Origin of the sequence: Roseovarius sp. CH_XMU1461 (assembly GCF_037027165.1) — a bacterium.
Taxonomy (GTDB): Bacteria; Pseudomonadota; Alphaproteobacteria; order Rhodobacterales; family Rhodobacteraceae; genus Roseovarius; species Roseovarius nubinhibens.
The window spans coordinates 486,939-511,408 of the sequence record NZ_JAYMDV010000003.1; the positions used below are offsets into that span (position 1 = coordinate 486,939).

The following is a 24,470-nucleotide window of genomic DNA, read 5'->3' on the forward strand; positions in this document are numbered from 1 at the left end:
GACTTCCAAAGGAGGCTCCCATGGCTTTGGACACAAACGGCGGCATCGCCCCCTATGACGCACCCGAGAAAGATCTCTACGAGGTCGGCGAACTGCCGCCCCTCGGCTATGTGCCCGCGAAAATGTACGCTTGGGCCATCCGCCGCGAACGTCACGGCGAGCCAGACAAGGCGATGCAGCTCGAAGTGGTGGATTGCCCCAAGCCCGACGACAATGAAGTGCTCGTTCTCGTCATGGCGGCTGGCGTCAACTACAACGGCGTCTGGGCCGGTCTCGGCATCCCGATCTCGCCCTTCGACGTGCACAAGGCCGAGTACCACATCGCAGGCTCCGACGCCTCGGGCGTGGTCTGGGCCGTGGGCTCCAAGGTCACCCGCTGGAAAGTCGGCGACGAGGTGGTGATCCACTGCAACCAGGACGACGGCAATGACGAGGAATGCAACGGCGGCGACCCGATGATGTCCCCGACCCAGCGCATCTGGGGCTATGAGACCCCCGATGGCTCCTTCGCCCAGTTCACCTGCGTTCAGGCCCAGCAGCTCATGCCGCGCCCCAAGCACCTGACCTGGGAAGAATCGGCCTGCTACACGCTGACCCTCGCCACCGCCTACCGGATGCTTTTCGGTCACCACCCGCATGAGATCAAACCGGGCCAGAACGTGCTGGTCTGGGGCGCCTCGGGCGGTCTCGGCTCCTACGCGATCCAGCTCGCCACCGCCGCCGGTGCCAATGCGATCGGTGTGATCTCGGAAGAGGACAAGCGCGATTTCGTCATGGGCCTCGGTGCCAAGGGTGTGCTCAACCGCAAGGATTTCGACTGCTGGGGCCAGCTCCCCGAGGTGAACACGCCGGAATATGACGCGTGGTTCAAAGAGGTCCGCAAATTCGGCAAGGCAATCTGGGACATCACCGGCAAGGGCGTCAATGTCGACATGGTCTTCGAACACCCCGGTCAGGCGACCTTCCCGGTCTCGACCTTCGTGGTGAAACGCGGCGGCATGGTGGTGATCTGTGCCGGGACCACCGGCTATAACCTGACCATGGACGCGCGCTATGTCTGGATGCACCAGAAGCGCATCCAGGGCAGCCACTTCGCCCATCTCAAACAGGCGGCCTCCGCCAACCAGCTGATGATCGAAGGCCGTCTCGACCCCTGCATGTCCGAATGCTTCACCTGGGATGAAATTCCCGCGGCCCATGTCAAGATGCGCCGCAACGAGCATAAGCCGGGCAATATGTCGGTTCTGGTTCAGGCCCCCAAGACCGGTCTCAAGACCGTCGAAGAGGTGCTCAAGGCCCGCGGCTAAGGGCGATTTTAGCCACAGTCGTCTTACCGACGCAATACCGACAGGTTACCGACCCGCGCCGTTCCCCCGAACGGCGCGGTTTTTCGTGGTCTGTTGCGTCGCGCCAAACGCCCGGTTTTCGCCCCCCGCCCCGCTATTTTGACCGGGCTGGATTCGGTGGGTAACGGGCAAAAACCTCCACATGCTAAGGTTGAATTAACCATGTTTTAACACGGGCAAAAGAGGTTGGTTATGCGAAGTGAATGGATACTGGATGTGCTCGCCGACATGCGCAGCTTCGCCCAAGCCAACAGGTTGCAAACCCTGGCAGATCACTTGGGCGAGGCGCAGATGATCGCACTGGCCGAGCTGGCATCCCTTGGGCAAGGACGAGTGGCGCATGAAAAAGCTGGCAACGGAGCGGTTGACCACGATCCTGTCGCGCCTCGACACCGAGGCAGGCCTGTCCAGCCTGCAGGCGACGGTTGAGGCGCTGCGCCGGGCGCTGAAGGTCGACCAAATCCTGTTTTGCTCCTCCACCGGGCCAGACCGCTCTCAGAACTGGCACACCCTCCCCCCCGGCTGGACCGCCCGCTATGCGCAGCAGGGCTATCACCGCATCGACCCGGTCCGCGCCGAAGCGCAACGGCGGGTCACCCCCTTCGATTGGCGGCCTCTCGACTGGCAAAGCCCCGCCGCCCGCGCCCTGCGCGCCGACGCCGTGGCGCATGGGATCGGGCCGCAGGGCTTCACCATCCCCGCCCATGGCCCCAACGGTCAGCTCACGCTGCTGTCGATCACCGCGGATCGCGACGATGCCACCTGGACGGACCTCACCCGCGCCAATCGCTTCGCGCTGATTCTCGCGGCCCACGCGCTCCATCACAAGATCATGAGCCAGCTGGATGCCGGCCTCGGCGAAGACCCCGACAGTGCCGCCGCGACACCACCCGCGCCACGGCTAAGCCCCCGGGAAACCGACGTTATTACGCTTCTGGCGCGCGGTGACAGCCGCGGCCAGATCGCCACGAAACTGGCCATCTCGGAACATACGTTGCGCAGCTATATCGAAACCGCCCGGCACAAGCTCGGGGCGGTCAACACGCCGCATGCCGTGGCCCGCGCCATTGCCATGGGGATGATCCCCCTGGCCTAGTCTCTGGCCTAGTCTCTGGCCTAAGCTCTGGCTTGCCACGTCAATTTTTAAGGGGTTAGGCGCGGATCAGCTCAGCCGCGCCTTGATCACCGGGCCCACCGCGCCAAAATCCATCTGGCCGGTGTATTTCGCCTTGAGCGCGCCCATGATCTTGCCCATGTCCCGGATCGAGCTTGCGCCGGTCTCGGCAATCGCCGCCTCGATCGCGGCCTCAACCTCCGCCTCGTCGAGCTGCTTGGGCAGGAACTCGGCGATGATGGCAATCTCTTCGCGCTCGCGCTCGGCCAGATCGAGCCGCCCGCCCTCTTCATAGGCGCGCACGCTTTCTTGGCGCTGCTTGGCCATTTTCCCAAGGATCGCAAGGATTTCGGCCTCACCGACGCCTTCCTGATTATCGCCGCTACGGGCCGCGATATCCTGATCCTTGATCGCCGCATTGATCAGGCGCAGGGTCGCCAGACGGGCACCCGCCTTGTCCTTCATCGCCTGTTTCAAGGCCGCGTTCACACGTTCACGCAAAGTCATGACATGGTCATCCTTGGTTCTGTCGCAAGACAACACCCCTATCGCATAACCCGTGCCCATGGCAACAGGGGCCAGATGCGCCGCTTGCTTCGGCAGTGCAATGCTCCGCGCCAATGGTCTTTGGCCCTTGACCCTTGCGGCACAGCCCCTTAGGTACATCCCGATTTTCACCCTGTTTACGCCCGGAGAATGCGCGCATGGCCTCCTCGTCCCAGCCCCGTCCGACGGCCTGCCTGGCCCTCGCAGACGGGTCGATTTTCTACGGCTACGGTTTTGGCGCCACCGGCGTGACCACGGCCGAGCTTTGCTTCAACACCGCGATGACCGGCTATCAGGAGATCATGACCGATCCCTCTTATGCCGGGCAGATCGTGACCTTCACCTTCCCCCATATCGGCAACACCGGCGTCAATCCCGAGGATGACGAAACCGCCGATCCGGTCGCCGCCGGCATGGTGGTGAAATGGGACCCGACCCAGCCGTCGAACTGGCGCGCCACCGAGACGCTCTCGGACTGGCTGGCCAAGCGGGGCCGCATCGCCATCGGTGGGCTCGACACCCGTCGCCTCACCCGCGCCATCCGCCAGCAGGGCGCACCGCATGTGGCGCTCGCCCATGATCCCGACGGCAATTTCGACACCGATGCGCTGGTTGAACAGGCCCGCGCTTTCCCCGGCCTCGAAGGGCTCGATCTGGCGCTCGACGTGACCTCCAGCCAGAGCTACCGCTGGGATGAAATGCGCTGGGCCTGGCCCGATGGCTACCCGCGTCAGACCGCACCCAAGCACAAGGTCGTGGCCATCGATTTCGGCGCCAAACGCAACATCCTGCGCTGCCTCGCCTCGGCGGGCTGCGATGTGACCGTGCTGCCCGCCACCGCCACCGCCGCCGAGGTGCTGGCGCATGAGCCCGACGGCGTCTTCCTGTCGAACGGCCCCGGCGACCCGGCCGCCACCGGCGCCTATGCGGTGCCGATGATCAAAGGCGTGCTCGAAGCCGGCAAGCCGATGTTCGGCATCTGCCTCGGTCACCAGATGCTCGCCCTGGCGCTCGGTGCCAAGACGATCAAGATGAACCACGGCCACCACGGCGCCAACCACCCGGTCAAGGACAACGAGACCGGCAAGGTCGAGATCACCTCGATGAACCACGGCTTTGCCGTCGACAGCCAGACCCTGCCCAAGGGCGTGATCGAGACCCATATCTCGCTCTTTGACGGGTCAAACTGTGGCATCCGGATGGAAGACCGGCCAGTGTTTTCGGTTCAGCACCACCCCGAAGCGAGCCCCGGCCCGCAGGACAGTTTCTACCTCTTTGAACGCTTCGCCGCCTCCATGGCGGGCTGAGCCAAAGGGTTGAAAACCTGAGATTTACGGAACGGGCTGGTCCTCACGGACCGGCCCGTTTCCCTTTTCAAATACGGTTAATACCTTATTTACCGTCTATTAATACTGCCCTCGCATACTCGGCCTGCCTTCATTGGCAGGAGGACCAACATGGGCGTTTCTGAACTACGTTCGATCAAGGGGAAGGCTGGCACGTCCCGGCGGCGCTTACCGCCCCATATCGCGGCCATGGTCGAGGCAGGGCTGATCTCGCAGAATGACGCCTATCTCGCCCAGCTGGTCGAGGATCATTGCGACAGCTCGCTCGAACATATTCTGCAGGCCGAAGGCCTGGTCACCAAGGACGATATCCTCTCGACCCATGCCCGTCTTTCGGGGACGGTGCCGCTCGATCCGTCACAGCCTTTGCAGGGCGCGCCGATGGACCATGGTGTCGACCCCAGGCTACTGTTGAAATACCGGGTGGCCCCGGTGATCGGCCCGAGGGGCGACACCTGCCTCGCCATGGGCTCGCCCGCTCTGGGCGCGCGGCTCACCGGCAAACTCCCCGCCAGCCTGCTCGCCTTGCCGCCGGCCATGGCCCCCGAACCGGCGATACAGGAGGCCGTGGCACGCGAGCATCGCGCCACCCTGACCGATCTCGCCCGCGCCCGCGTCCCCGAAATGGAAAGCTGCCGCAGCTGGTCCGCCGACCCGACCCGCAGGCTGGTCAGCGTGGTCAGTGTTCTGCTCGCGATCCTGCTCTTGACCATCGCCTTTCCGACCCCGGTTCTGGCGCTCTTCGTAGGCTGGGCCGCGTTCACGCTTATCGTGGCCGCAACGCTGCGGATCGCGGCCTTCGTGGCGCATATGACCCGCCCGCCCGCGCGGCTCGCCCTGCCGCCGCCCGGCGCGGCGACACGCCTGCCCAAGGTCTCGGTGCTGGTGCCGCTCTTTCGCGAGACCGAGATTGCCCATGCGCTGGTCACCCGGCTGAGCCGCCTCACCTACCCCAAGAGCCTGCTCGAAGTGATCCTGATCCTCGAGGAAGAGGACGACACCACCCGCAAGACCCTCGCCGAGATCGACCTGCCGCCCTGGATGCGCGCGGTGATCGTCCCCGACGGTCAGCCCCGGACCAAGCCGCGCGCGATGAACTATGCCCTCGATTTCTGCCACGGCGATATCATCGGGATTTTCGACGCCGAGGATGCGCCCGACCCCGATCAGATCACCATGGTCGCGCGCCGCTTTCAGACCGCACCGCCAGAGGTGGCCTGCCTGCAGGGCATCCTCGACTATTACAACCCCAAGCAAAACTGGCTCTCGCGCTGTTTCACCATCGAATATGCCACCTGGTTCCGGGTCATGCTGCCGGGGCTGACGCGGCTCGGGCTGGCGATCCCGCTGGGCGGCACCACGCTCTATTTCCGCCGGGACGCGCTCGAAGAGCTGGGCGGCTGGGACGCGCATAACGTGACCGAGGATGCCGATCTCGGCTTTCGTCTGGCCCGTCATGGCTATCGCACCGAGATGATCAGCACGGTCACCGGCGAAGAGGCCAATTTCCGCCTCTGGCCTTGGGTGAAGCAACGGTCGCGCTGGCTCAAGGGCTATATGACCACCTATCTCGTCCATATGCGGCGGCCGCGCCTCTTGCATCAGCAATTGGGGCCACGGAAATTCTGGGGGTTTCAGGCCCATTTCCTCACCGCCCTGTCGCAATTCCTGCTGGCGCCTTTCCTGTGGACCTTCTGGCTGGTGCTGTTCGGCTTGCCACATCCCATCGAGGCGCATCTGCCGCGCGAGATATTGGTGGCCCTGGGAAAACTGTTCTTTGCCGTCGAGGTGATCAGCATCCTGATCTACACGAGCGCCGTCTCGGGGTCCTTCCACCGGCACCTGACCCCGTGGACCCCGCTCATGCATTTCTACACGCCGCTGGGCACGATCGCCGCCTACAAGGCGCTCTATGAAATGGTGTTCAAACCCTTCTACTGGGACAAGACCCAACATGGGCTGACGGAATTCGGCCCCGCCGGGCCCGCCCTGGGATCAAAGGGTGCTGTCAACCTCACCGGAATCCAGTTTGAGGCGCGTCACAAACGCCTTTGAGATATGGGTCTTGAGCGCCGCGCCCGCCGCCTCCGGGTTGCGCGCCTCGATGCCCGACACGATCTCGTCATGCTCGGCCAAGGCCACCTCGTCACGGCCCTTGGCCGCCAGCGAGGTGGTGGCCATCAGCGCCATCGAGCGATGCACGAGGTCGAGCTGCTGCACCAAAAACCGGTTGTGCGAGGCGAGATGGATCTGCTTGTGAAACCGCCGGTTGGCCCGTGCCATCGCCGCCGGATTGCCGATGAGCCCGCGATCCTGCTCGACCATGTCGCGCAGCACCCGCACCTCTTCGTCGGTGGCATGGCGCGCCGCCAGCCCCGCCGCCAGCCCTTCGAGCTCGGCCCGCACCACATAGAGCTCGGCCAGCTGATTGTGATCGAGCGAGGCCACGATGAGACTGCGCCCATCCCGCGCCAAGAGGCTCTGCGTCTCGAGCCGCTGCAACGCCTCGCGGATGGGTGTACGCGACACGCCGAACCGCTCGGCCAGATCGCTCTCGACGAGGCGGTCCCCGGGCCGGTAGATGCCCATATCGATCGCCTCCAAGATGAGCGTGTAGGCGTCTTTCTGAACGGGTTTCATGGGGCGCGGTCCTGATTTCTGCAACTATCCCGCGACACTACCCGTCCCGAACCCCTGCAAGCAAGCGACAACCCGCCAGTTATCCACTTTGCTGCGACACTTGGGCGGCGTAAAACCCTTGTCATGCCACGAGATCGATTCGCACATGTGTCTGCTTGGGTCTTCGACCTCGACAACACGCTCTACCCGCCGCAGATGCAGCTCTTTCCCCAGATCGAGACGCGGATGACCCGTTTCGTGATGGAAGCGCTCGGCGTGAGCCGCGCCGAGGCCGACCATCTGCGCAAGATCTACTGGCGCGATCACGGCACCACGCTGGCCGGGCTGATGGCCGAACATGATCTCGACCCCGATCCCTTTTTGCTCGATGTGCATGACATCAGCTTTGACGTGCTGAGCCCCGACCCGGCGCTGCGCGATGCGATCCGGGCGCTGCCCGGCCGCCGCGTCGTCTACACTAATGGCACCGCCCCCTATGCCGTCCGGGTGATCGAGGCGCGCGGCCTCTCGGGCCTTTTCGATGCAGTTTATGGGATCGAACACGCGGGCTATGCGCCGAAACCGCGCGAGGACGCCTTTGAGGCGGTGTTTGCCGCCGACGGGCTCGACCGCGCCCGCGCCGCCATGTTCGAGGACGACCCGCGCAATCTCGCCATTCCCCATGCGATGGGGCTGCGCACCGTCCATGTCGCGCCCGATCCCGCCCCCGCGCCGCATATCCATCACCATACCGACGATCTCGGCGGCTTTCTGTCGCAGCTCGTCTGAACACTGGTCAGCCGCCCCGCCCTGCGCTAGCTCACTCAGAGCCAAGAGAGGAGCCCGAGATGACAAAACCTGCGCTGCAAGAGTGTGACATCCTCGTCTCGGGCGGCGGCGTGGCCGGGCTCACCGCGGCGGCGCTGTTTGGCGCGGCCGGGTTCTCTGTCCTCTGCGTCGATCCCGCCCCGCCGGTGACCGAGGCCGACCGCCCCGGCTCTGATCTGCGCTCGACCGCCTTCCTGCAACCCGCCCAAAAGCTGCTCGACGAGGCGGGTCTCTGGACCCGGTTCGCGCCCCATGCCGCGCCGCTGCAGATCATGCGCATCGTCGATGCCGGCGGCCCCGAGCCCGAACCGCGCACCATCCGCGATTTCGACGCCGCCGATATTTCCGACGCGCCCTTTGGCTGGAACCTGCCCAACTGGCTCCTGCGGCGCGAGCTGGTGGCCCATCTGGCCGAGCTGCCCAATGTCGATTTCCGCCCCGGCACCGGCACCGCGGCTCTCTTTACCCGCGAGGCCGAGGCCCGCGTCACGCTGAGTGATGGCGCGCGTGTCCGCACGCGGCTGGTGATTGCCGCCGATGGCCGCAACTCGCCGATGCGCGAGGCCGCCGGCATCGCGGTGAAAACCACCCGCAGCGGGCAAAAGGCGCTGGCTTTCGCCGTCACCCACCCGATCCCGCATGAAAATGTCTCGACGGAAATCCACCGTTCGGGCGGGCCCTTCACCCTCGTGCCGCTGCCCGACCGCGAGGGTCAGCCGTCGTCCGCCGTGGTCTGGATGGAGGACGGCCCCGAGGCGGCCCGCCTCGCCGCCCTGCCCGAGGCCGAGTTCGAGGCGGCCATGACCGACCGCTCCTGCGCCCTCTTCGGTCCGCTCCGCCTCGCCTCGCGCCGCAGCCTCTGGCCGATCATCAGCCAGACCGCCACCCGGCTCTCGGGAGAGCGGCTGGCGCTGGTGGCCGAGGCCGCCCATGTGCTGCCGCCCATCGGCGCGCAGGGGCTCAACATGTCGCTGGCCGATCTCGCCTGCCTGCGCGATCTGGCGCTGGCGCGTCCCGAGGCGCTCGGTGACCGCGAAATGCTCGACGCCTATCACGCCGCCCGCCATGGCGAGATCATGACGCGGGTGACCGGGATCAACCTCCTGAACCGCGCCTCGCGGCTCCATGCCCAGCCGCTGCGCGACATGCGCGCCGCGACGCTCGATGCGCTCTATGCCATGACGCCGGTGCGGCGGATGCTGATGCAGATGGGGCTGGGGATGCGCGGCTAGGCCAAGCACATGGGTGCAAATGAAACGGGGCGCCGATCTGGCGCCCCGAAGCTCTTACAGCACTTTGTCGAGCACCGTTTTCAACCGACCCAGCGTGGCGGGCACATCATAGAGCTTGTCGAGACCAAAGAGCCCCAGACGGAAGGTGCGGAACCCCTCCGGCTCGTCACAGGCGAGCGGCACACCGGCGGCAATCTGCATGCCTTCGGCGGCGAATTTCTTGCCGTTCTGGATCTCGGGATCGCTGGTATAGCTCACCACCACGCCCGGCGCGCCAAACCCCTCGGCCGCCACCGATTTGATGCCCTTTTCGGCGAGCATCTTGCGCACCCCGTCGCCCAGCGCCCATTGCGCCTCGCGCAGCCGTTCAAAGCCATAGTCGCGGGTCTCGACCATCGTGTCGCGGAAGGCGCGCAGCGCATCGGTCGGCATGGTCGCGTGATAGGCATGACCGCCGTTCTCATAGGCCTGCATGATCGCGTGCCATTTCTTGAGATCGATGGCGAAACTGTCGGAACTGCTGCTCTCGAGCCGTTCGAGCGCACGCTCGGACATCATCACCAGACCCGCCGAAGGCGAGGCCGACCAGCCCTTTTGCGGCGCCGAGATGAGCACATCGACCCCGGTCTTCTTCATGTCGATCCAGGCGCAGCCGCTGGCGATACAATCGAGCACCATGAGCGCGCCGACCTCATGCGCAGCCTCCGCCAGCGCCGTGACATACTCCTCGGGCAGGATGAGACCGGCCGAGGTCTCCACATGGGGCGCAAAGACCACATCGGGCTTTTCGGCGCGGATCTTCGACACCACCTCGTCGATGGGCGCGGGCGCAAAGGGGGCGGTCACGTCATTGCCCGCTTGCCGCGCCATGCAGACGGTGGTCTTGGCGGCGAAATCGCCCGCTTCGAAAATCTGGCTCCAGCGATAGGAGAACCAGCCGTTGCGCACGATGAGCGCATGGGCGTCATGGCCGAACTGCCGCGCCACCGCCTCCATGCCATAGCTGCCGCCACCGGGGACAAGCGCCACCGCATCGGCGTTATACACATCCTTGAGCATCCCCGAGATGTCGCGCATCACCTGCTGGAACGCCGCCGACATATGGTTGAGCGAGCGGTCCGTGAACACCACGGAAAATTCCAAAAGGCCATCGGGATCGACATTATCAAGAAGGGCGGTCATCGGCTGTCTCCTGTTGCGTTTCTCCCCGCATAGCAGGCCGCGCCAAACCATGCATCCCATTCCCGTCACCGCCCGCCCCGTTTTCGTCACCAAGGCCCGCGCAGCGCCTTATCCGATAGGTCCGGGGCGGCGTTCCTCGCTCAACAGGACATTGGCCTCCACATCGCCCACCCCCGGCAACATCATGATCCGCCGCCGCAGGATACGCTCGAAATCGGTGATATCACGCGCCACCACCCGCAGCCGGTAGTCAAAGACCCCAAGGATATGCTCGACGGTCTGCACCTCGGGGATGGCGCTGATGGCGCGCTCGAAATCCTCAAGGCTGACCCGCCCCTTGGTGGCGAGCTTGACGCCCAGAAACACCGTCACCCCAAAGCCGAGCTTTTCCGCATCAAGCTCGAGCCGCCGCCCGGTGATCACCCCCGCCTCTTCGAGCCGCCGGATGCGCCGCCAGGTGGCGGGCTGCGACAGGCCGAGCTTGCGGCCAAGCGCGCTGGCGCTTTGGGTGGCATCGGCGACCAGCGCCCGCAGAATGGCGCGATCCATCGTGTCGAGCTCGATCATACCGGCAGCACCTCGTCGGATTTGATCCGCGCCACATGCATGAGCGCCTCGACATCCGCCATATGCGGCAGGGGCAGGATCGCGCTGCGATAGATCTGCTGATAATGCGCCATGTCGCGGGCGATCACCGACAGGCGCAGGTCGACCCGGCCAAGAAAGGTCTGGATTTCCACCACCTCGGGCACCTGCCGCGCCGCGTCGGTGAAGTCCTCAAAGGCGCGCGGCTGCGTCTTGTCGAGCGCCACCCTGAGGCTCACCTCGACCTCATAGCCGAGCGCCCGCCAGTCGATCACCGCCCGCATCGCGCGGATGATCCCCTGCTCGCGCATCCGGTCGAGCCGCCGCGCACAGGTGGCCGGCGTCACCCCCGCCCGCTCGGCCAGCTCCGCCGGGCTGAGATCGGGCGCGTGCTGATATTGGCGCAAGAGCCGCCGGTCGATGTCGTCTAGCATGAATTTTCCGCCAATTTCACGTATCGCGAATAATTATCTCACCCAGACGGGTTTTCCAATGATTAATGAAAACTCTCTCACCGGGGTCCGCCTAGAGTGCCTGCAAAGACATCACATGCCGAAAGGACGACAAAATGCGCGTGTATTATGACCGTGACTGCGACATCAACCTGATCAAGGACAAGAAAGTGGCCATCCTGGGCTATGGCTCCCAAGGCCACGCCCATGCGCTGAACCTGCGCGATTCGGGTGCCAAGAACCTCGTCGTCGCACTCCGCGAAGGCTCGCCCAGCGCCAAGAAGGCCGAAGGCGAAGGCCTCAAGGTCATGGGCATCGCCGAAGCCGCCGAATGGTGCGACCTGATGATGTTCACCATGCCCGACGAACTGCAGGCCGAGACCTACAAGAAATACGTGCATGACAACATCCGTCCCGGCTCGGCCATCGCCTTCGCCCACGGCCTCAACGTGCATTTCGGCCTGATCGAGCCCAAAGAAGGCATCGACGTGATCATGATGGCCCCCAAAGGCCCCGGTCACACCGTGCGCGGCGAATACACCAAAGGCGGCGGCGTGCCCTGCCTCGTGGCGGTTGACCGCGACTCCTCCGGCAAGGCGCTGGAAATCGGCCTGTCCTATTGCTCGGCCATCGGTGGCGGCCGCTCGGGCATCATCGAGACCAACTTCCGCGAAGAATGCGAAACCGACCTCTTCGGCGAACAGGCCGTGCTCTGCGGCGGTCTGGTCGAGCTGATCCGCTGCGGTTTCGAGACCCTGGTCGAGGCTGGCTACGCGCCGGAAATGGCCTATTTCGAATGCCTCCACGAAGTGAAGCTGATCGTCGACCTGATCTATGAAGGCGGCATCGCCAACATGGATTACTCGATCTCGAACACCGCGGAATACGGCCAGTATGTCACCGGTCCGCGCATCCTGAAATACGACGAAACCAAAGCCCGGATGAAAGAAGTTCTCTCCGACATCCAGCAAGGCAAGTTCGTGCGCGACTTCATGCTGGAAAATGCCGTCGGTCAGCCCACGATCAAGGCGTCGCGTCGTGCCAATGACGAGCACCTGATCGAAGAAACCGGCGCCAAGCTGCGCGGCATGATGCCGTGGATCTCGGCCGGCAAGATGGTCGACAAAGAAAAGAACTGATCGCCTCTGATCAGACGGACAGGCAAGGGGCGTCCGCTATGGGCGCCCCTTCGCATTTTCTCACGAAAGCAGGCCCATGGTGGTGCATCCGATCAACTGGTTGAAACTCGCCTTTCTCGGGCTGATCTGGGGCGGCGCCTTTCTCGCGGCCTCGGTGGCGCTCAAGGGCGTCGGCCCGCTGACCGTGGTCGCCGTCCGGCTGAGCCTCGGGGCGAGCTTCCTGCTGGGGCTCGCCTATCTGCGCGGCACCGGCCTGCCGTCGCTGCGCGGCCCCAACGCCGGTCGCATCTGGGGCGCGGCGCTGGCCATTGCGCTGTTTTCCAACGCCCTGCCCTTCACCCTGCTCACCTGGTCCCAGACCCATGTCGCCTCGGGCTTTGCCGGGGTGTTCACCGCCACCGTGCCGCTCTTCATCCTGCCGCTCGCGCACCTTCTGGTCCCGGGCGAAACCATGCATCTGCGCCGCCTCATCGGCTTTGGCATCGGCACGCTCGGGGTGGCGGTGCTGATCGGGCCCGACGCCTTTCGCTCCACCGGCAGCGATATGGAGAGCCTCGCCCGTCTCGCCTGTGTCACCGCCGCCTGCTGCTACGGGATCGGGGCCATCGTCACCCGGCTCTGCCCGCCCGCCGACATGATCGGTCTCGCCGCCGCCGCGCTGACCCTCGCGGCGGTGCTCTTCGTGCCCTACGCCCTCTCTATGGAAGACCTGCCCGACAGCATCCCCCTGCCGAGCCTCGTGGCGCTGCTCTACCTCGGGCTCCTGCCCACCGGGCTGGCGCAATTGCTCGCGGTGCAGGTGATCCGCGACGCAGGGCCGGTGTTCATGAGCCTGGTGAATTATCAGGTGCCGCTCTGGTCGGTGGGGCTGGGCGTGGTGATCCTCGGCGAAGACCTGCCCGACGGCATGGCGCTCGCCCTGCCGCTCATCCTCGGCGGCGTCGCGCTGAGCCAGCTCGGCGCGCTCAAGCGGCTCTTTCTCAAGGGCTGAGCGCCCTCACCCCATCCCGGTAGAGGCCCGCCACAGCGCCAGCGCCGCGCGATGGGCGCCGACGTCATGCACCCGCAAGACCTGCACGCCCTGCGCCACCCCGGCCAGCGCCACGGCGACCGATCCCGGCATCCGCTCCGCGCCCTCGCCAGTGCCGCCAATCTCGCCGATGAACCGCTTGCGCGACACGCCGAGAAGTATGGCACAGCCAAGCCCGTGAAACAGCGACAGGTTGCGCAACAGCGTCAGGTTATGCGCCTGCGTCTTGCCAAACCCGATGCCCGGATCGGTGAGGATCGCCGCCCGCGGCACCCCCGCCGCCTCGAGCGCGGCAATCCGTTCCGCCAGATATTCATAGACATCGAGCGCCACATCATCATAGCGCGGGTCTTTTTGCATGATATCCGGTGTGCCCTGCGCATGCATCACACAGACCGGCAGCCCCGCCGCCCCACAATAGGGCGCGAGCGCCGGATCAAAGGTGAACCCCGCCACGTCATTGACCAGATCGGCCCCCGCCGCATGGGCGGCCTCGGCCACCGGGGCCTTGCGCGTGTCGATCGAAATGGGCAGGTCCATCTCGGCCCGAATGGCCGCGATCACCGGCGCGGTGCGTAGAATCTCTTCCGCCACCGGCACTTCGCTGGCACCGGGCCGGGTGCTCTCGCCGCCGATGTCGATGATCTCGGCCCCCTCGTCGCGCATCCGCCGCGCGTGCGCCAGCGCATCGCGCGGGTCGAAATGCAGCCCGCCATCGGAAAAACTGTCGGGCGTCACGTTGAGAATGCCCATCAGCCGCGGCGCGTCAAACCTCAGCCCCGCAATCGCCGGGCGCGGCGCACAGAGCCGCGCGCGCATCTCCTCGGGCAGCTCGGAGGCGGGGACAACCCGCCCCGGCCCGCCGCGTTCAAGCAGCTCGACCCTATCGAACCAGCACCACCCCCCGCCGAGCGTCAGCGCGCCCTCGGGCCGGATCGGATCATGGCGAAGAATGGGACGGTAATAGACGCTCATAGCCCGGATTCTGTAATATCCTGCACGATGATGTCCACCGGCGCCGCGCGCGGCGGCTCGGCCCCGATCACCATCAGATCCGAGGCCTCCATATGGCCCGCGAACCACGCCGCCAGCGCCACCGGATCCTCCGGCCCGACGCGCGGCCCATCGACCGCGTCGAGCACGATCTTCGACGGCGCCCAGACGCTGATCTGACCGTTCTTCATCGCCCAGTCGAGCTCGGTCCGCGTCGCCACAACGACACAGCGATCATCGCGCCCGCCCAGGCACCAGGCATTTTGCTCAATGGCCAGCAGATCGACCCGCCGCTGGGTCATCTTATGGCCGGTCTGCGGCGGCTGCGCAGCCGCCCGCCCGACACAGAGGATCACCGGCTCGGCCCGCGCCTCGAGCTGATCGAGCCAACGGCCCAGATTGGCCGAGGTGATCGCGTCATTGCTGAGAAAGACCACATGCGGATGCGGCGTGCTGTCGGTCTGCGGCGTGGCGGGACGGGCGTGATGCTCATCCACCGCGCGGACGATCTCGACGCCAAGCGCCCCGGGCCCCCGGTCGAGCTTTTCGATCCGCACAAAGACCCGCATCGCCTGCGGCTCGCCAAGGATACGCTCAGCGACACGTTCGGCCAGGGTTTCGAGAAGGTTGAGCCGCTCTTCGGCGAGCGCCCCGGCAATCGCCTCGGTCACCCGGTCATAGGAGAGGATACGATCCACATCATCGTCGAGCTCGGCATCGACGGGCCGGACCTCGACCACCACGTTGAACGACACGCGCTGGGTCAGACCGCGCTCCGCCTGAAAGGCGCCGATCTCGACCTCGACCACATGGTCGCGCACCGAAATGCGATCCAGCGGCGCATCGCCGGCCATGGCCTTGGCCCGCGCTTCGGGATGATCGAATGCCAGGCTGGTGTCGTTGCTCATCGCGTGTCTCGCCCCTGCGGCTCGTGGTAACAGACCCGCGCCTTAGCACGGGCCGCGCTGCTCAACAAACGGGATTGACGACGCAGAGGGTCAGTTCTGCGACAGGCGCGTGGGCTGCCGATAGAAATGATGCACGCCGATGGTGGCGGTGCGCGGGAAAATCCGCGCCCAACGCGGGTTGACCGCGCGGGTGTGGTAATGGGTCGCCCCATCGGTGAGCTGACGCGGCGCGCCGCTGATCAGCAGCTTGGCGATCTTGCCGACCCGCTCAAAGGCGCGCGGCTCGCCGATCACTTCCTTATGGCCGTCACAGGTATAGGTGAACTGACAGGCGTATTTGCGCCCCGTGCCCTGATTGATGACGCCACAGACGGTGTTGGGATAATTCGGGTTGTCCACCCGGTTGAGGATCACTTCGCCGACGGCGAACTGGCCCTTCACGCTCTCGCCCCGTGCCTCGAAATAGAGCGCCTCGGAGAGGCAGCGCCATTCGGCATCGCCCTTCACGGCTTTCTGGGCATCGACCCATTGGCGCGAATAGGCAAACTTGCCCGCACCGGGTTTGAGAAGCGAGGCCAGACGGTCCTCTTTCATATTCTGCAGGGCGCGTTTTTCCTGCCCGATCAGCTCGGCGGCGGTCGACTCGGCATGTGCCTGCCCCGCCAGCAAAAGCAGTATCGTCATAACTCTCATCAGCATTCCGGTCCTCCTAGCCCGACACGGGCACGGCCTTCGGCGATCCGGGGCGTTTAATCAATGTGGCAAGATTCGTCCACCCATGTGGCAGGGGGCGGAATGTCGCAAGGGCGAAAACCCGCGCGATACCACTAGATACAGTGTGTAATTAAGGCGGAACCTACCCGATCTTGTCCTTGATGGCGAGCTGCGCCGCGGCGAGTCTCGCCACCGGAACCCGGAAGGGAGAGCAGGAAACATAGTCAAATCCGGCCGCCCGACAGAAGGCAATCGATTCGGGGTTGCCGCCATGCTCGCCACAGATCGACAAAACGAGGTTCGGATTGGTCTCCCGTGCCCGCGCCGCCCCGAGGCTGAGCAGCTCGCCCACCCCGTAGACATCGAGCGAATGGAACGGGTCTTCGGGATAGACGCCCTGCTGCACATAATCCGACATGAACCGCCCCGCATCGTCGCGCGACAGCCCATAGGTCATCTGGGTCAAATCGTTCGTGCCAAAGCTCAAGAAGGCCACCTTGGGCGCAATATCCCCGGCCCGCAGCGCAGCACGCGGCGTCTCGACCATCACGCCGAGACGATAGGTGAATTCCCGGCCACTCTCGTTGCGCACGGCGCTCGCCACCGCATCGATCCGGCTCTTGACGAGATCGACCTCGCGGCTCGCCGACACCAGCGGGATCATGATTTCCGGCACCACCGGATCACGCCCCTCGCCCTGGCTCAGCAGCGCCTCGAAAATCGCCCGCGCCTGCATCTCGTAGATCTCCGGCACCGTGATGCCGAGCCGCACGCCCCGCATCCCCAGCATCGGGTTATATTCACCAAGCGCCTCGACCCGCCGCGTCACATCCGACAGCGGCAGATCGAGCGCCTCGGCCAGCTCGCGATGGCCGCTGCGCCCGGTGGGCAGAAACTCGTGCAATGGCGGGTCGAGCAGCCGGATACAGACCGGCTTGCCCTCCATGATGCGGAAGAGATCGGCGAAATCGGCCCGCTGCATCGGCAACAGCCGCTCGAGCGCGGCGGCGCGGTCCTTGCTGGTCTTGGCAAAGATCATCTCGCGCATCACGATGAGGCGATCCGCCTCAAAGAACATATGTTCCGTCCGGCATAGCCCGATGCCCTCGGCATTGAACCAGCGCGCCGTCTCCGCATCGCGCGGCGTGTCGGCATTGGCCCGCACCTCGATATCGCGCACCGCATCGGCCCAGGCCATCAGCACCCGCAGACTGTCGAGATTGCCCGCCTCAAGAAGCGCCGGCTCGCCCGCCAGAACCTCGCCATTGGTGCCGTCGATGGTGATCTTGTCGCCCTCGCGGAAGACCCGGCCATCCGGCGCGGTCAACAATTTGCGGGTGGTCTGGAACCGCAGCGACGAGGCCCCCACCACACAGGGCAGGCCGATGCCGCGCCCGATCACCGCCGCGTGGCTGGTCATGCCGCCGCGCTCGGTCAGAACCGCCGCCGCCGCATGCATGCCGCGAATGTCCTCGGGGCTGGTTTCGCGCCGCACGAGGATCGAGGCCACGCCCTGCGCCGCATGGGCCTGCGCCGCCTCGGGGCTAAAGACGATGACACCGCTCGCGGCGCCTGGGCTTGCCGCCACCCCCTTGGCCAGCACATCGCGATGCGCCTCCGGGTCGACCTGCCGGTGCAGCAATTCATTGAGCGCCCGCGGCTCGATCCGCATCAACGCCTCTTCGCGGCTGATGATCTTGTCCTCGGCCAGCGCCACCACGATGCCGACGGCGGCCCGCGCATTGCGCACCACCCGCACCCCGTCGAGCAAAAAGACCTCGCCATTCTCGATGGTGAACTCGGCCTGCATCTCTTCGCGCAGCTTCTCGCGCATGAGCTGGGTATAGGATTTGAGCCGGGCAAAGGCCTCGGGCGCCAATTCCTCGAGCGACGGACCGCGCGGATCGCGTTCGAGATACATCGCCCCCGCCCCGGAGGTGAGCGCATCGCGCCCCTGGCTCTGGCTCAGGTAACGGCCGGTGATCTTGCGCTCGCCCGACACGCTGTTGACGAGCTGCATCACCCCCGAGCCGCATTCGCCCTGCCCGACGCCCAGCGCCATCGATTGCACCACAAGGCCGAGCCCGGCATCCGCCGGCGCCCCCTTGGCCTGCCGCAAGAGCCGCGCCGTGGTGCCTTCCCAGGCCCGCGCCATCGACCGCAGCACTTCGATGAGCTGCACCGCCGGGTCCTGCGGAAACGGCTCCTCGGCCTCATCCTCATAGATATCGAGCGCCTCTTGCAGCCCTTTCACCGGCGCGTCGCTCACATCGTCGAGATCATCCGGGTCGAGCCGCGCCACATGGATCGCATAGCTCTGCACGAACCGCAGATAGAGCTTGGCCGCCGCCTCGCGGCCGATCCGCTCTGACAGGGCCTCGAACTGGGCATCATTCATCCCGATGTTGAGCACCGCGCGCGGCCCGCCCCAATCGGGATCTTCCGACGAGGGCCGCACACATAGGAGCGGATGCGCCCCAAAGGGCCGGAGCAACGCCTCGGCACAGGTGATATCCCCCGCCGCAATCGCCCGCACTGCCTTGAACGACAGCGCCACCGTCGTCGGCACCGGCAGGTCGAGCCGCACCAGACGCTGCAGGCATTTCGCCCGTCCGCCATGGGTCTCGGCCGCCATCGGCGCGTCCGGGGTGATCAGGGTGATGTCTGGGTCATTATGCTGCATTGCGGCACATCCTTTGCTGTCCGCGCAGCATAGGGGGCGCACCGAACAAGGCAAGGAAAACCGCGCCCCGACAGGCCGGGGCGCGCTGCGTCGTTTAGCCCTCGACGCGGGTCAGATCGGCCACCGATCCCACCAGCCCGCGAATGCGGCTGAGCAGGTTGAGCCGGTTGCGCCGCACCACATCCTTGTCGGTGTTGACCTGCACCGCCTCGAAAAACGCGTCAATCGGCGCGCGCAGCGCCGCCATGGCCGCCATCGCCGCGTTGAAATCCTGCGCCTTGAGCGCCGCCGCGATCTTGGGCTCCGCCGCATCGAGCGCCGCGAACAGCGCGCGCTCTTCCTCGGTCTCGGCGAATTTCACATCGGCGCCATAGGAATATTCGACACCGTCCTTGTCCTCGGCCTGGCTCAGGATGTTGTTGGCGCGTTTGAACCCCTGCAACAGGTTCTCGCCATCCTCGGTGCCGAGCATCTCGCCCAGCGCCCGCGCCCGTTTGACCACCAGCGCCAGATCGTCATTGCCCTCCATGGCAAGGCAGGCGTCGATCACATCATGACGCAGACCCTCGTCGCGCAGATAGACTTTCAGGCGGTCATGGATGAAGGACAGGAGGTCCGCCGCCGCGCCATCAGTCGCGCCGGGCTGTTGGCCAAGCCCCTTGGCAATCGCCTCATCCATGTTGAGCGACAGCCCATTCTCCAACACCAACCGGATCACCCCGAGCGCCGCACGGCGCAGCGCGAACGGGTCTTTCGAGCCGGTGGGTTTCTCGTCTATCGCCCAGAACCCGGTCAACGTGTCGAGCTTATCGGCCAGCGCCACGGTCACCGACACCGGCGCGGTCGGCACATCATCCGACGGGCCGAGCGGCGAGTAATGCTCTTGCGCGGCCCCGGCCACCTCGGCGGGAAGCCCGGCCTTCTCGGCATAGTACCGCCCCATCAGCCCCTGCAGCTCGGGGAATTCGTAGACCATTTCCGAGCTCAGATCGGCCTTGGCCCAGCGCGCCGCCTGTTCCGCCAGATCGGCATCGGCGCCGGTGACACCGGCAATCTCGCGCGCCAGCGCCGCGATCCGGTCGATCCGCGCCGCCTGGCTGCCAAGCTTGTTGTGAAAGGTCACATTGTCGAGCGAGGCAAGCCAGGCCGTGCCGCCTGCTTCCGCCTCGCGCAGGTCGTTCTCCCAGAAGAATTTCGCATCCGCCAGCCGCGCCGACAGGACCTTCTGGTTGCCCGCAAGGATCGTCGCGCCGTGATCGGCGGTCTCGCGGTTGGCCACGGTCACGAATTTCTCGATCCGCCCGGTCTTGGGGTTCTTCACCGAGAAAAACTTCTGATGTTCTTTCATCGAAGTCTGCAACACCTCGGGCGGCAGCCCGAGAAACGCCTCGTCAATCGCCCCCATGAGAGGCACCGGCCATTCCACAAGCCCCGCCACCTCGCGCAGAAGGCCCTTGTCCTCGACAAGCTCCATCCCGGCGGCAAAGGCCAGATTGCTCGCCTCCTGCCAGATCGCCTGCGCCCGCTCTTCGGGGTCGAGCACCACATAGGCGCGTTTGAGCTTGGCGGCGTAATCCTCGAACGAGGACACGGCAAACCGCCCCGGCGCCATGAACCGATGGCCTTCGGTGCTGTCGCCCGCTGTGATGCCGTCGACATCCATCGGCACAATGTGGGCCTCGCCCGCGTCATTGGTCATCAGGCACAGGATCGAATGCAGCGGCCGCACCCAGCGCAGGCTGCCCGCGCCCCAGCGCATGGATTTCGGCCAGGGGAAATTGCGGATCGTCTGCTCCAGCACCTCGGCGACGATCTCTTCCGCCGGGCGGCCCGGCTTGCTGATCACCGCGAAATAGACCTGGCCCTTCTTTTCATCGCGCACTTCGAGATCATCCCGGCTCACCCCCGCACCGCGCAGGAAGCCTTCGATCGCCTTCTCCGGCGCATCGACGCGCGGCCCCTTGCGTTCCTCGCGCAGCGTCGGCGACTGCGCCAGCATCCCCTCGATGGCCAGCGTCAGACGGCGCGGCGTGGAAAAGCTTGCCGCCCCGGCATAGGTCAGCCCGGCCTCGACCAGCCCATCGGTGACCCGCTGGCGCAGATCCTCGGCGGCCTTGGCCTGCATCCGCGCAGGGATTTCTTCGGAGAAAAGTTCGATCAGAAGATCCGGCATGTCTCAGTACCCTTCGGGTGGTGTGGGGCAGTCATCGGGCGCAGGCTGGCCATCGAATACGATCTCGCCGCAGCGGTTGATCTGATGCCAGACAAAGCCGCGCCCGTCCTCATGAATGGCAACGACGCGGTCGATGCCATATTGTACGTTCTCGGTGCCGAGATAGGCCTTGGCCTCGCCGCTCTCGAGCGCCTCACCGACCTCCGACGCGTCGAAGCAATCGAACCAGCCCGGCGCCACGCGCGGCTCGGCCGGCTTGTAGCTACGATAGGTCTTGTCGAGCGTCGCATGGCTCAGCGAGGTGGTGAAACAGGCGCGATAGCGGATCGGGCTGCTGTCGGCGTCGATGCCTTGGAAATTGTCATAGGACACCGGCTCTGCCTCGCTCGATCCCTGCGGGGTGAGCGCGACATCGGTGCCGGGGATCGACACGACCTCGTCATAATAATGATAGACCTGCAGGTAATACATGCCGCCGCCCGCGATCACCGCGCAGCCAACCAGCAATATGGCGAGAAACTTGCCCATCAGGCGACGTGCTCCCCGGCTTTGTACCCCCCGGCCTCGGTGCGCACAAAGGCATCGGCGCATTGCTTGGCCAGCGCCCGCACCCGGCCGATATAGGCCTGCCGCTCGGTGACGCTAATCACGCCGCGCGCATCGAGCAGGTTAAAGATATGGCTCGCCTTGATACATTGATCATAGGCCGGATGCGCCATGACGATGCGCTTGCCGGTCTTCGGGTCCACATCCTCCTGCGCGAGGATCGCCTCGCATTCCGCCTCGGCCTCCTCGAAATGCTTGAGCAGCACCTGCGTGTTGGCCACGTCGAAATTCCAGCGCGCATATTCCTCTTCGGTCTGGCGGAACACATCGCCATAGCTGAGCGCGATCGGCGCGTCGGGATCGTTGAACGGCATGTCCATCACGTGATCGATGCCGAGCACATACATCGCCAGCCGCTCGAGCCCATAGGTCAGCTCGCCCGAGACCGGCTGGCAATCATGGCCCCCGACCTGCTGGAAATAGGTGAACTGGCTCACCTCCATGCCGTCGCACCAGACCTCCCAGCCGAGACCCCAGGCACCGAGCGTCGGGCTCTCCCAATCGTCCTCGACAAAGCGGATGTCATGCAGCGCCGCGTCGATGCCAATCGCCTTGAGCGACCCGAGATAGAGCTCCTGCAGATCGGGCGGGCTCGGTTTGATGAGCACCTGATACTGATAGTAATGCTGCAACCGGTTCGGGTTCTCGCCATAGCGCCCGTCGGTCGGACGGCGCGAGGGCTGGACATAGGCCGCCGCCCAAGGCGTCGAGCCGAGCGAGCGCAGCGTCGTCGCCGGGTGAAACGTGCCCGCGCCGACCTCCATGTCATAGGGCTGCATGATGGCACAGCCCTTGGCTGCCCAATAGCTCTGCAGCCGCAGGATGATTTCCTGGAAAGAGCGCGGTTTGTCGATTGCGTCGGCCATGCTGAAACCCCTGAAAATTCGCCCCCTACCTACGGCGAGGGCCGCACAGGGTCAATCGGCCAAAGCGGCACAGCATAAAGAGGTTAATTTTAGATGCATCCCCCCTGAGATTTGATAAAACAGGGTGCAGACCAACGATAAAACGACAGGCCAAGGAATTCTTACTCTCATGATGCGTTATTTTCTCGCGGCGGTCCTCGCTCTGGCGGCTATTATTTCCACCGCCTCGGCCCAGTCGAATGACGATGCTCTCGTCTGGGTCCAGATCGAAGCCCAGCCCAGCCTCGCCGAGGCCAATGAGGCACTCCGCCGCCGCGCGGCCCAGCTTGAGGATGTGAACGGGTTCGACCTTGGCCGCGGCTGGTTCGCCGTGGCACTCGGCCCCTATCGCCGCGAGGATGCCAACCAGGTGCTGCGCGTGCTCCGCGCCGAAGGCCGCATCCCCCGCGACAGCTATATCGCCGACAGCGAGGATTATTCCCGCCAGATCTGGCCGGTCGGCAGCACCGTGCTCGCCCAGCTTCTCGGCCAGGCACCCGTCACCGCACCCGAGACCACGCCTGAGACCACCGAGACAGCCACAGAAGAAACCGGCACGACCGACACCACCGTCGCCGAGGTCCCGATCCTGCCCGAGCCCGAACCGGTAGACGAAACCCCCGCCGAGGCCCGCCGCAGCGAACGCGAGCTGAGCTATGACGAACGCGCCGCGCTGCAGGTCGCCCTGCAATGGGCCGGTCACTATGATGGCCGCATCGACGCGGCCTTTGGCGCGGGCACCCGGCGCTCCATGGCGTCCTGGCAGGAGGCCAATAATTACGACGCCACCGGCATTCTCACCACCGCCCAGCGCGCCGACCTGCTCGACCAATATAACGCCGTGCTCAAGGGCATGGGGCTCGAGATGGTCGATGATGCTGCCACCGGCATCCGGATGAAACTGCCGCTCGGCGTGGTGGAATTTTCCCGGCTCGAGCCGCCCTTCGCCCATTACGAGGCCAAGGGCGACATCCCCGCCAAGGTGCTCCTCATCAGCCAAGAAGGCGATCAGGACACGCTCTTCGGTCTCTATGACATCATGCAGACCCTCGAGATCGTGCCGCTCGACGGGCCGCGCGAACGCAAATCCGACAGTTTCGAGCTGATCGGCGAGGGCGCGACCCAGATTTCCCACACCGTCGCCTCGCTCAAAAATGGTCGGATCAAGGGCTTTACCCTCGTCTGGCCTGCCGGGGACGAAGAACGCCGCGCCCGCGTCCTCGCGGAAATGCAGGCAAGCTTTGCGCGCATCGACGGCGTGCTCGACGCCCGCGCAGGCGATGCCGACGCCCAGAGCGTCGATCTCATCTCCGGTCTCGAAATCCGCAAACCGCTGCGCAGCCGCTCGGGCTTTTACGTCGACAATGCAGGCAGCGTGGTCACCACCACCGAGGCGCTCGAGGGCTGCGGCTATGTCACCATCGAGGATGACCACCGCGCCACCATCGCCGCCCGCGATGACGCGGCCGGCATCGCCGTGCTGCGCCCCAATGATCAGCTCGCGCCGCAATCCGTGGCCCAGTTTCAGACCGTCACCCCCCGGCTCAAATCCGAGATCGCGGTCGCCGGCTATTCCTTCGGCGGCGTGCTCGGCGCGCCGACCCTCACCTATGGCCAGCTCGAGGATATTCGCGGCCTCAATGGCGAGGCGGGGATGAAACGGCTGGCGCTCAACGCGCTCGACGGTGACGCGGGCGGGCCGGTGGTCGACACCGGCGGCGCGGTGCTCGGCATGCTCCTGCCCGGGGCCGGGGCTGACCGGGTGCTCCCCGATGGGGTGAGCCTTGCCGCCAATACCGACGCGCTGACCAAGATCTTGCAAGAGGCCGGGATCACCCCCGCCGCCGCGGGCACGCTCGACCGGCTTCCCGCCGATGCGCTGAGCGATGCCGCCGGGCGGATGACCGTGCTGGTCAGCTGCTGGGAATGACGTAGGAGGGGGCCACGCCGGGGCGTCAAGCCGCTCTCAGGCGATCCAAGGCGTGACCTCCGCCGCCAGACCGGGTAAGAGCAGCCAAGCCCGGGTCCCCCCGGGCCTCTCACGCTGCCCCGCCCCGCATAGCAATCAG

Annotated in this window: 21 protein-coding genes; 9 read left to right on the forward strand and 12 right to left on the reverse strand. The window is 65.5% G+C overall.

The genetic code is table 11. From position 1 onward, the window contains the following. Positions 1-20: 20 nt before the first annotated feature. Together ccrA and WA237_RS11545 are read left to right on the forward strand one after the other, a co-directional pair. Positions 21-1,307: a crotonyl-CoA carboxylase/reductase gene (gene ccrA, locus WA237_RS11540; protein ID WP_009813995.1), complete on the forward strand. Its 1,287-nt coding sequence runs from the start codon at positions 21-23 to the stop codon at positions 1,305-1,307. A 379-nt stretch (positions 1,308-1,686) separates the two neighbouring features. Next, entirely contained in the window at positions 1,687-2,442 is a 756-nt protein-coding gene (locus tag WA237_RS11545) for a helix-turn-helix transcriptional regulator (protein WP_336097812.1), read from the forward strand. Between the two features lie 66 nt (positions 2,443-2,508). On the opposite strand, the gene WA237_RS11550 is transcribed toward WA237_RS11545, so the two are convergent. Beyond that, a complete protein-coding gene (locus WA237_RS11550) occupies positions 2,509-2,967 on the reverse strand; it encodes a GatB/YqeY domain-containing protein (protein ID WP_040618000.1) in 459 nt (152 codons plus the stop codon). A 197-nt stretch (positions 2,968-3,164) separates the two neighbouring features. Between WA237_RS11550 and carA the strand changes: the two genes are divergently transcribed. Both carA and WA237_RS11560 read left to right on the forward strand, forming a co-directional pair. Then, positions 3,165-4,313 (forward strand): glutamine-hydrolyzing carbamoyl-phosphate synthase small subunit, encoded by a 1,149-nt coding sequence (gene carA, locus WA237_RS11555; RefSeq protein ID WP_336097813.1) that lies wholly within the window; start codon positions 3,165-3,167, stop codon positions 4,311-4,313. A 150-nt stretch (positions 4,314-4,463) separates the two neighbouring features. Next, positions 4,464-6,407 carry a glycosyltransferase gene (locus WA237_RS11560; RefSeq protein WP_336097815.1) on the forward strand — a complete coding sequence of 648 codons (1,944 nt, stop codon included), beginning with the start codon at positions 4,464-4,466 and terminating at the stop codon, positions 6,405-6,407. Here the strand turns inward: WA237_RS11560 and WA237_RS11565 are convergent. Beyond that, positions 6,348-6,992, reverse strand: coding sequence for a GntR family transcriptional regulator (locus WA237_RS11565; RefSeq protein WP_009813990.1), 645 nt, complete (start codon positions 6,990-6,992; stop codon positions 6,348-6,350). The two genes, WA237_RS11560 and WA237_RS11565, sit on opposite strands and share 60 nt — an antisense overlap. 123 nt (positions 6,993-7,115) lie before the next feature. Between WA237_RS11565 and WA237_RS11570 the strand changes: the two genes are divergently transcribed. Both WA237_RS11570 and WA237_RS11575 read left to right on the forward strand, forming a co-directional pair. Next, on the forward strand, positions 7,116-7,760 hold the full coding sequence (locus tag WA237_RS11570) for a pyrimidine 5'-nucleotidase (RefSeq protein WP_040617997.1): 645 nt from the start codon (positions 7,116-7,118) through the stop codon (positions 7,758-7,760). Positions 7,761-7,819: 59 nt separating this feature from the next. Further along, positions 7,820-9,031, forward strand: coding sequence for a UbiH/UbiF family hydroxylase (locus WA237_RS11575; protein ID WP_336097816.1), 1,212 nt, complete (start codon positions 7,820-7,822; stop codon positions 9,029-9,031). Positions 9,032-9,085: 54 nt separating this feature from the next. Here the strand turns inward: WA237_RS11575 and WA237_RS11580 are convergent, their stop codons facing one another. The 3 genes from WA237_RS11580 to WA237_RS11590 all read right to left on the reverse strand — a co-directional run bounded on the left by WA237_RS11580 (position 9,086) and on the right by WA237_RS11590 (position 11,232). Continuing rightward, positions 9,086-10,213: an aminotransferase class V-fold PLP-dependent enzyme gene (locus tag WA237_RS11580; RefSeq protein ID WP_336097817.1), complete on the reverse strand. Its 1,128-nt coding sequence runs from the start codon at positions 10,211-10,213 to the stop codon at positions 9,086-9,088. 108 nt (positions 10,214-10,321) lie between these two features. Further along, positions 10,322-10,780, reverse strand: a complete 459-nt coding sequence (locus tag WA237_RS11585) for an Lrp/AsnC family transcriptional regulator (RefSeq protein ID WP_009813986.1) — start codon at positions 10,778-10,780, stop codon at positions 10,322-10,324. After that, on the reverse strand, positions 10,777-11,232 hold the full coding sequence (locus WA237_RS11590) for an Lrp/AsnC family transcriptional regulator (protein WP_336097819.1): 456 nt from the start codon (positions 11,230-11,232) through the stop codon (positions 10,777-10,779). The genes WA237_RS11585 and WA237_RS11590 overlap by 4 nt, the downstream gene beginning before the upstream one ends. A gap of 134 nt (positions 11,233-11,366) precedes the next feature. On the opposite strand from WA237_RS11590, the gene ilvC reads away from it, so the two are divergent. Both ilvC and WA237_RS11600 read left to right on the forward strand, forming a co-directional pair. Further along, positions 11,367-12,389, forward strand: coding sequence for a ketol-acid reductoisomerase (ilvC, locus tag WA237_RS11595; RefSeq protein WP_009813984.1), 1,023 nt, complete (start codon positions 11,367-11,369; stop codon positions 12,387-12,389). Positions 12,390-12,465: 76 nt separating this feature from the next. Next, positions 12,466-13,380, forward strand: coding sequence for a DMT family transporter (locus tag WA237_RS11600; RefSeq protein ID WP_336097821.1), 915 nt, complete (start codon positions 12,466-12,468; stop codon positions 13,378-13,380). A 6-nt stretch (positions 13,381-13,386) separates the two neighbouring features. Here WA237_RS11600 and folP read toward each other — a convergent pair whose 3' ends face one another. The 7 genes from folP to WA237_RS11635 form a co-directional block, all read right to left on the reverse strand. After that, the gene (folP, locus tag WA237_RS11605; RefSeq protein ID WP_336097822.1) at positions 13,387-14,394 is read right to left on the reverse strand and encodes a dihydropteroate synthase; all 1,008 of its coding nucleotides are present in this window, start codon (positions 14,392-14,394) and stop codon (positions 13,387-13,389) included. Beyond that, on the reverse strand, positions 14,391-15,320 hold the full coding sequence (locus WA237_RS11610) for a dihydroneopterin aldolase (RefSeq protein ID WP_336097823.1): 930 nt from the start codon (positions 15,318-15,320) through the stop codon (positions 14,391-14,393). The genes folP and WA237_RS11610 overlap by 4 nt, the downstream gene beginning before the upstream one ends. A gap of 90 nt (positions 15,321-15,410) precedes the next feature. Beyond that, entirely contained in the window at positions 15,411-16,019 is a 609-nt protein-coding gene (locus WA237_RS11615) for a cell wall hydrolase (protein WP_050754132.1), read from the reverse strand. A 157-nt stretch (positions 16,020-16,176) separates the two neighbouring features. After that, positions 16,177-18,717, reverse strand: a complete 2,541-nt coding sequence (locus WA237_RS11620; RefSeq protein ID WP_009813979.1) for a putative PEP-binding protein — start codon at positions 18,715-18,717, stop codon at positions 16,177-16,179. 94 nt (positions 18,718-18,811) lie between these two features. Further along, a complete protein-coding gene (glyS, locus tag WA237_RS11625; protein WP_336097825.1) occupies positions 18,812-20,890 on the reverse strand; it encodes a glycine--tRNA ligase subunit beta in 2,079 nt (692 codons plus the stop codon). A gap of 3 nt (positions 20,891-20,893) precedes the next feature. After that, complete coding sequence (locus WA237_RS11630; RefSeq protein WP_336097827.1) at positions 20,894-21,418, reverse strand: DUF6446 family protein; 525 nt, start codon at positions 21,416-21,418, stop codon at positions 20,894-20,896. Further along, entirely contained in the window at positions 21,418-22,362 is a 945-nt protein-coding gene (locus tag WA237_RS11635; RefSeq protein ID WP_216014749.1) for a glycine--tRNA ligase subunit alpha, read from the reverse strand. Before WA237_RS11635 ends, WA237_RS11630 begins: the two co-directional genes overlap by 1 nt. A 169-nt stretch (positions 22,363-22,531) precedes the next feature. On the opposite strand from WA237_RS11635, the gene WA237_RS11640 reads away from it, so the two are divergent. Continuing rightward, complete coding sequence (locus tag WA237_RS11640) at positions 22,532-24,331, forward strand: trypsin-like peptidase domain-containing protein (protein ID WP_336097828.1); 1,800 nt, start codon at positions 22,532-22,534, stop codon at positions 24,329-24,331. Positions 24,332-24,470 lie beyond the last annotated feature (139 nt).

Coding starts and splice junctions, on each gene's coding strand:
- ccrA (WP_009813995.1), top strand. CDS start 21: ATGGCTTTGGACACAAACGGCGGCATCGCCCCCTATGACGCACCCGAG.
- WA237_RS11545 (WP_336097812.1), top strand. CDS start 1,687: ATGAAAAAGCTGGCAACGGAGCGGTTGACCACGATCCTGTCGCGCCTC.
- WA237_RS11550 (WP_040618000.1), bottom strand. CDS start 2,967: ATGACTTTGCGTGAACGTGTGAACGCGGCCTTGAAACAGGCGATGAAG.
- carA (WP_336097813.1), top strand. CDS start 3,165: ATGGCCTCCTCGTCCCAGCCCCGTCCGACGGCCTGCCTGGCCCTCGCA.
- WA237_RS11560 (WP_336097815.1), top strand. CDS start 4,464: ATGGGCGTTTCTGAACTACGTTCGATCAAGGGGAAGGCTGGCACGTCC.
- WA237_RS11565 (WP_009813990.1), bottom strand. CDS start 6,992: ATGAAACCCGTTCAGAAAGACGCCTACACGCTCATCTTGGAGGCGATC.
- WA237_RS11570 (WP_040617997.1), top strand. CDS start 7,116: ATGCCACGAGATCGATTCGCACATGTGTCTGCTTGGGTCTTCGACCTC.
- WA237_RS11575 (WP_336097816.1), top strand. CDS start 7,820: ATGACAAAACCTGCGCTGCAAGAGTGTGACATCCTCGTCTCGGGCGGC.
- WA237_RS11580 (WP_336097817.1), bottom strand. CDS start 10,213: ATGACCGCCCTTCTTGATAATGTCGATCCCGATGGCCTTTTGGAATTT.
- WA237_RS11585 (WP_009813986.1), bottom strand. CDS start 10,780: ATGATCGAGCTCGACACGATGGATCGCGCCATTCTGCGGGCGCTGGTC.
- WA237_RS11590 (WP_336097819.1), bottom strand. CDS start 11,232: ATGCTAGACGACATCGACCGGCGGCTCTTGCGCCAATATCAGCACGCG.
- ilvC (WP_009813984.1), top strand. CDS start 11,367: ATGCGCGTGTATTATGACCGTGACTGCGACATCAACCTGATCAAGGAC.
- WA237_RS11600 (WP_336097821.1), top strand. CDS start 12,466: ATGGTGGTGCATCCGATCAACTGGTTGAAACTCGCCTTTCTCGGGCTG.
- folP (WP_336097822.1), bottom strand. CDS start 14,394: ATGAGCGTCTATTACCGTCCCATTCTTCGCCATGATCCGATCCGGCCC.
- WA237_RS11610 (WP_336097823.1), bottom strand. CDS start 15,320: ATGAGCAACGACACCAGCCTGGCATTCGATCATCCCGAAGCGCGGGCC.
- WA237_RS11615 (WP_050754132.1), bottom strand. CDS start 16,019: ATGCTGATGAGAGTTATGACGATACTGCTTTTGCTGGCGGGGCAGGCA.
- WA237_RS11620 (WP_009813979.1), bottom strand. CDS start 18,717: ATGCAGCATAATGACCCAGACATCACCCTGATCACCCCGGACGCGCCG.
- glyS (WP_336097825.1), bottom strand. CDS start 20,890: ATGCCGGATCTTCTGATCGAACTTTTCTCCGAAGAAATCCCTGCGCGG.
- WA237_RS11630 (WP_336097827.1), bottom strand. CDS start 21,418: ATGGGCAAGTTTCTCGCCATATTGCTGGTTGGCTGCGCGGTGATCGCG.
- WA237_RS11635 (WP_216014749.1), bottom strand. CDS start 22,362: ATGGCCGACGCAATCGACAAACCGCGCTCTTTCCAGGAAATCATCCTG.
- WA237_RS11640 (WP_336097828.1), top strand. CDS start 22,532: ATGATGCGTTATTTTCTCGCGGCGGTCCTCGCTCTGGCGGCTATTATT.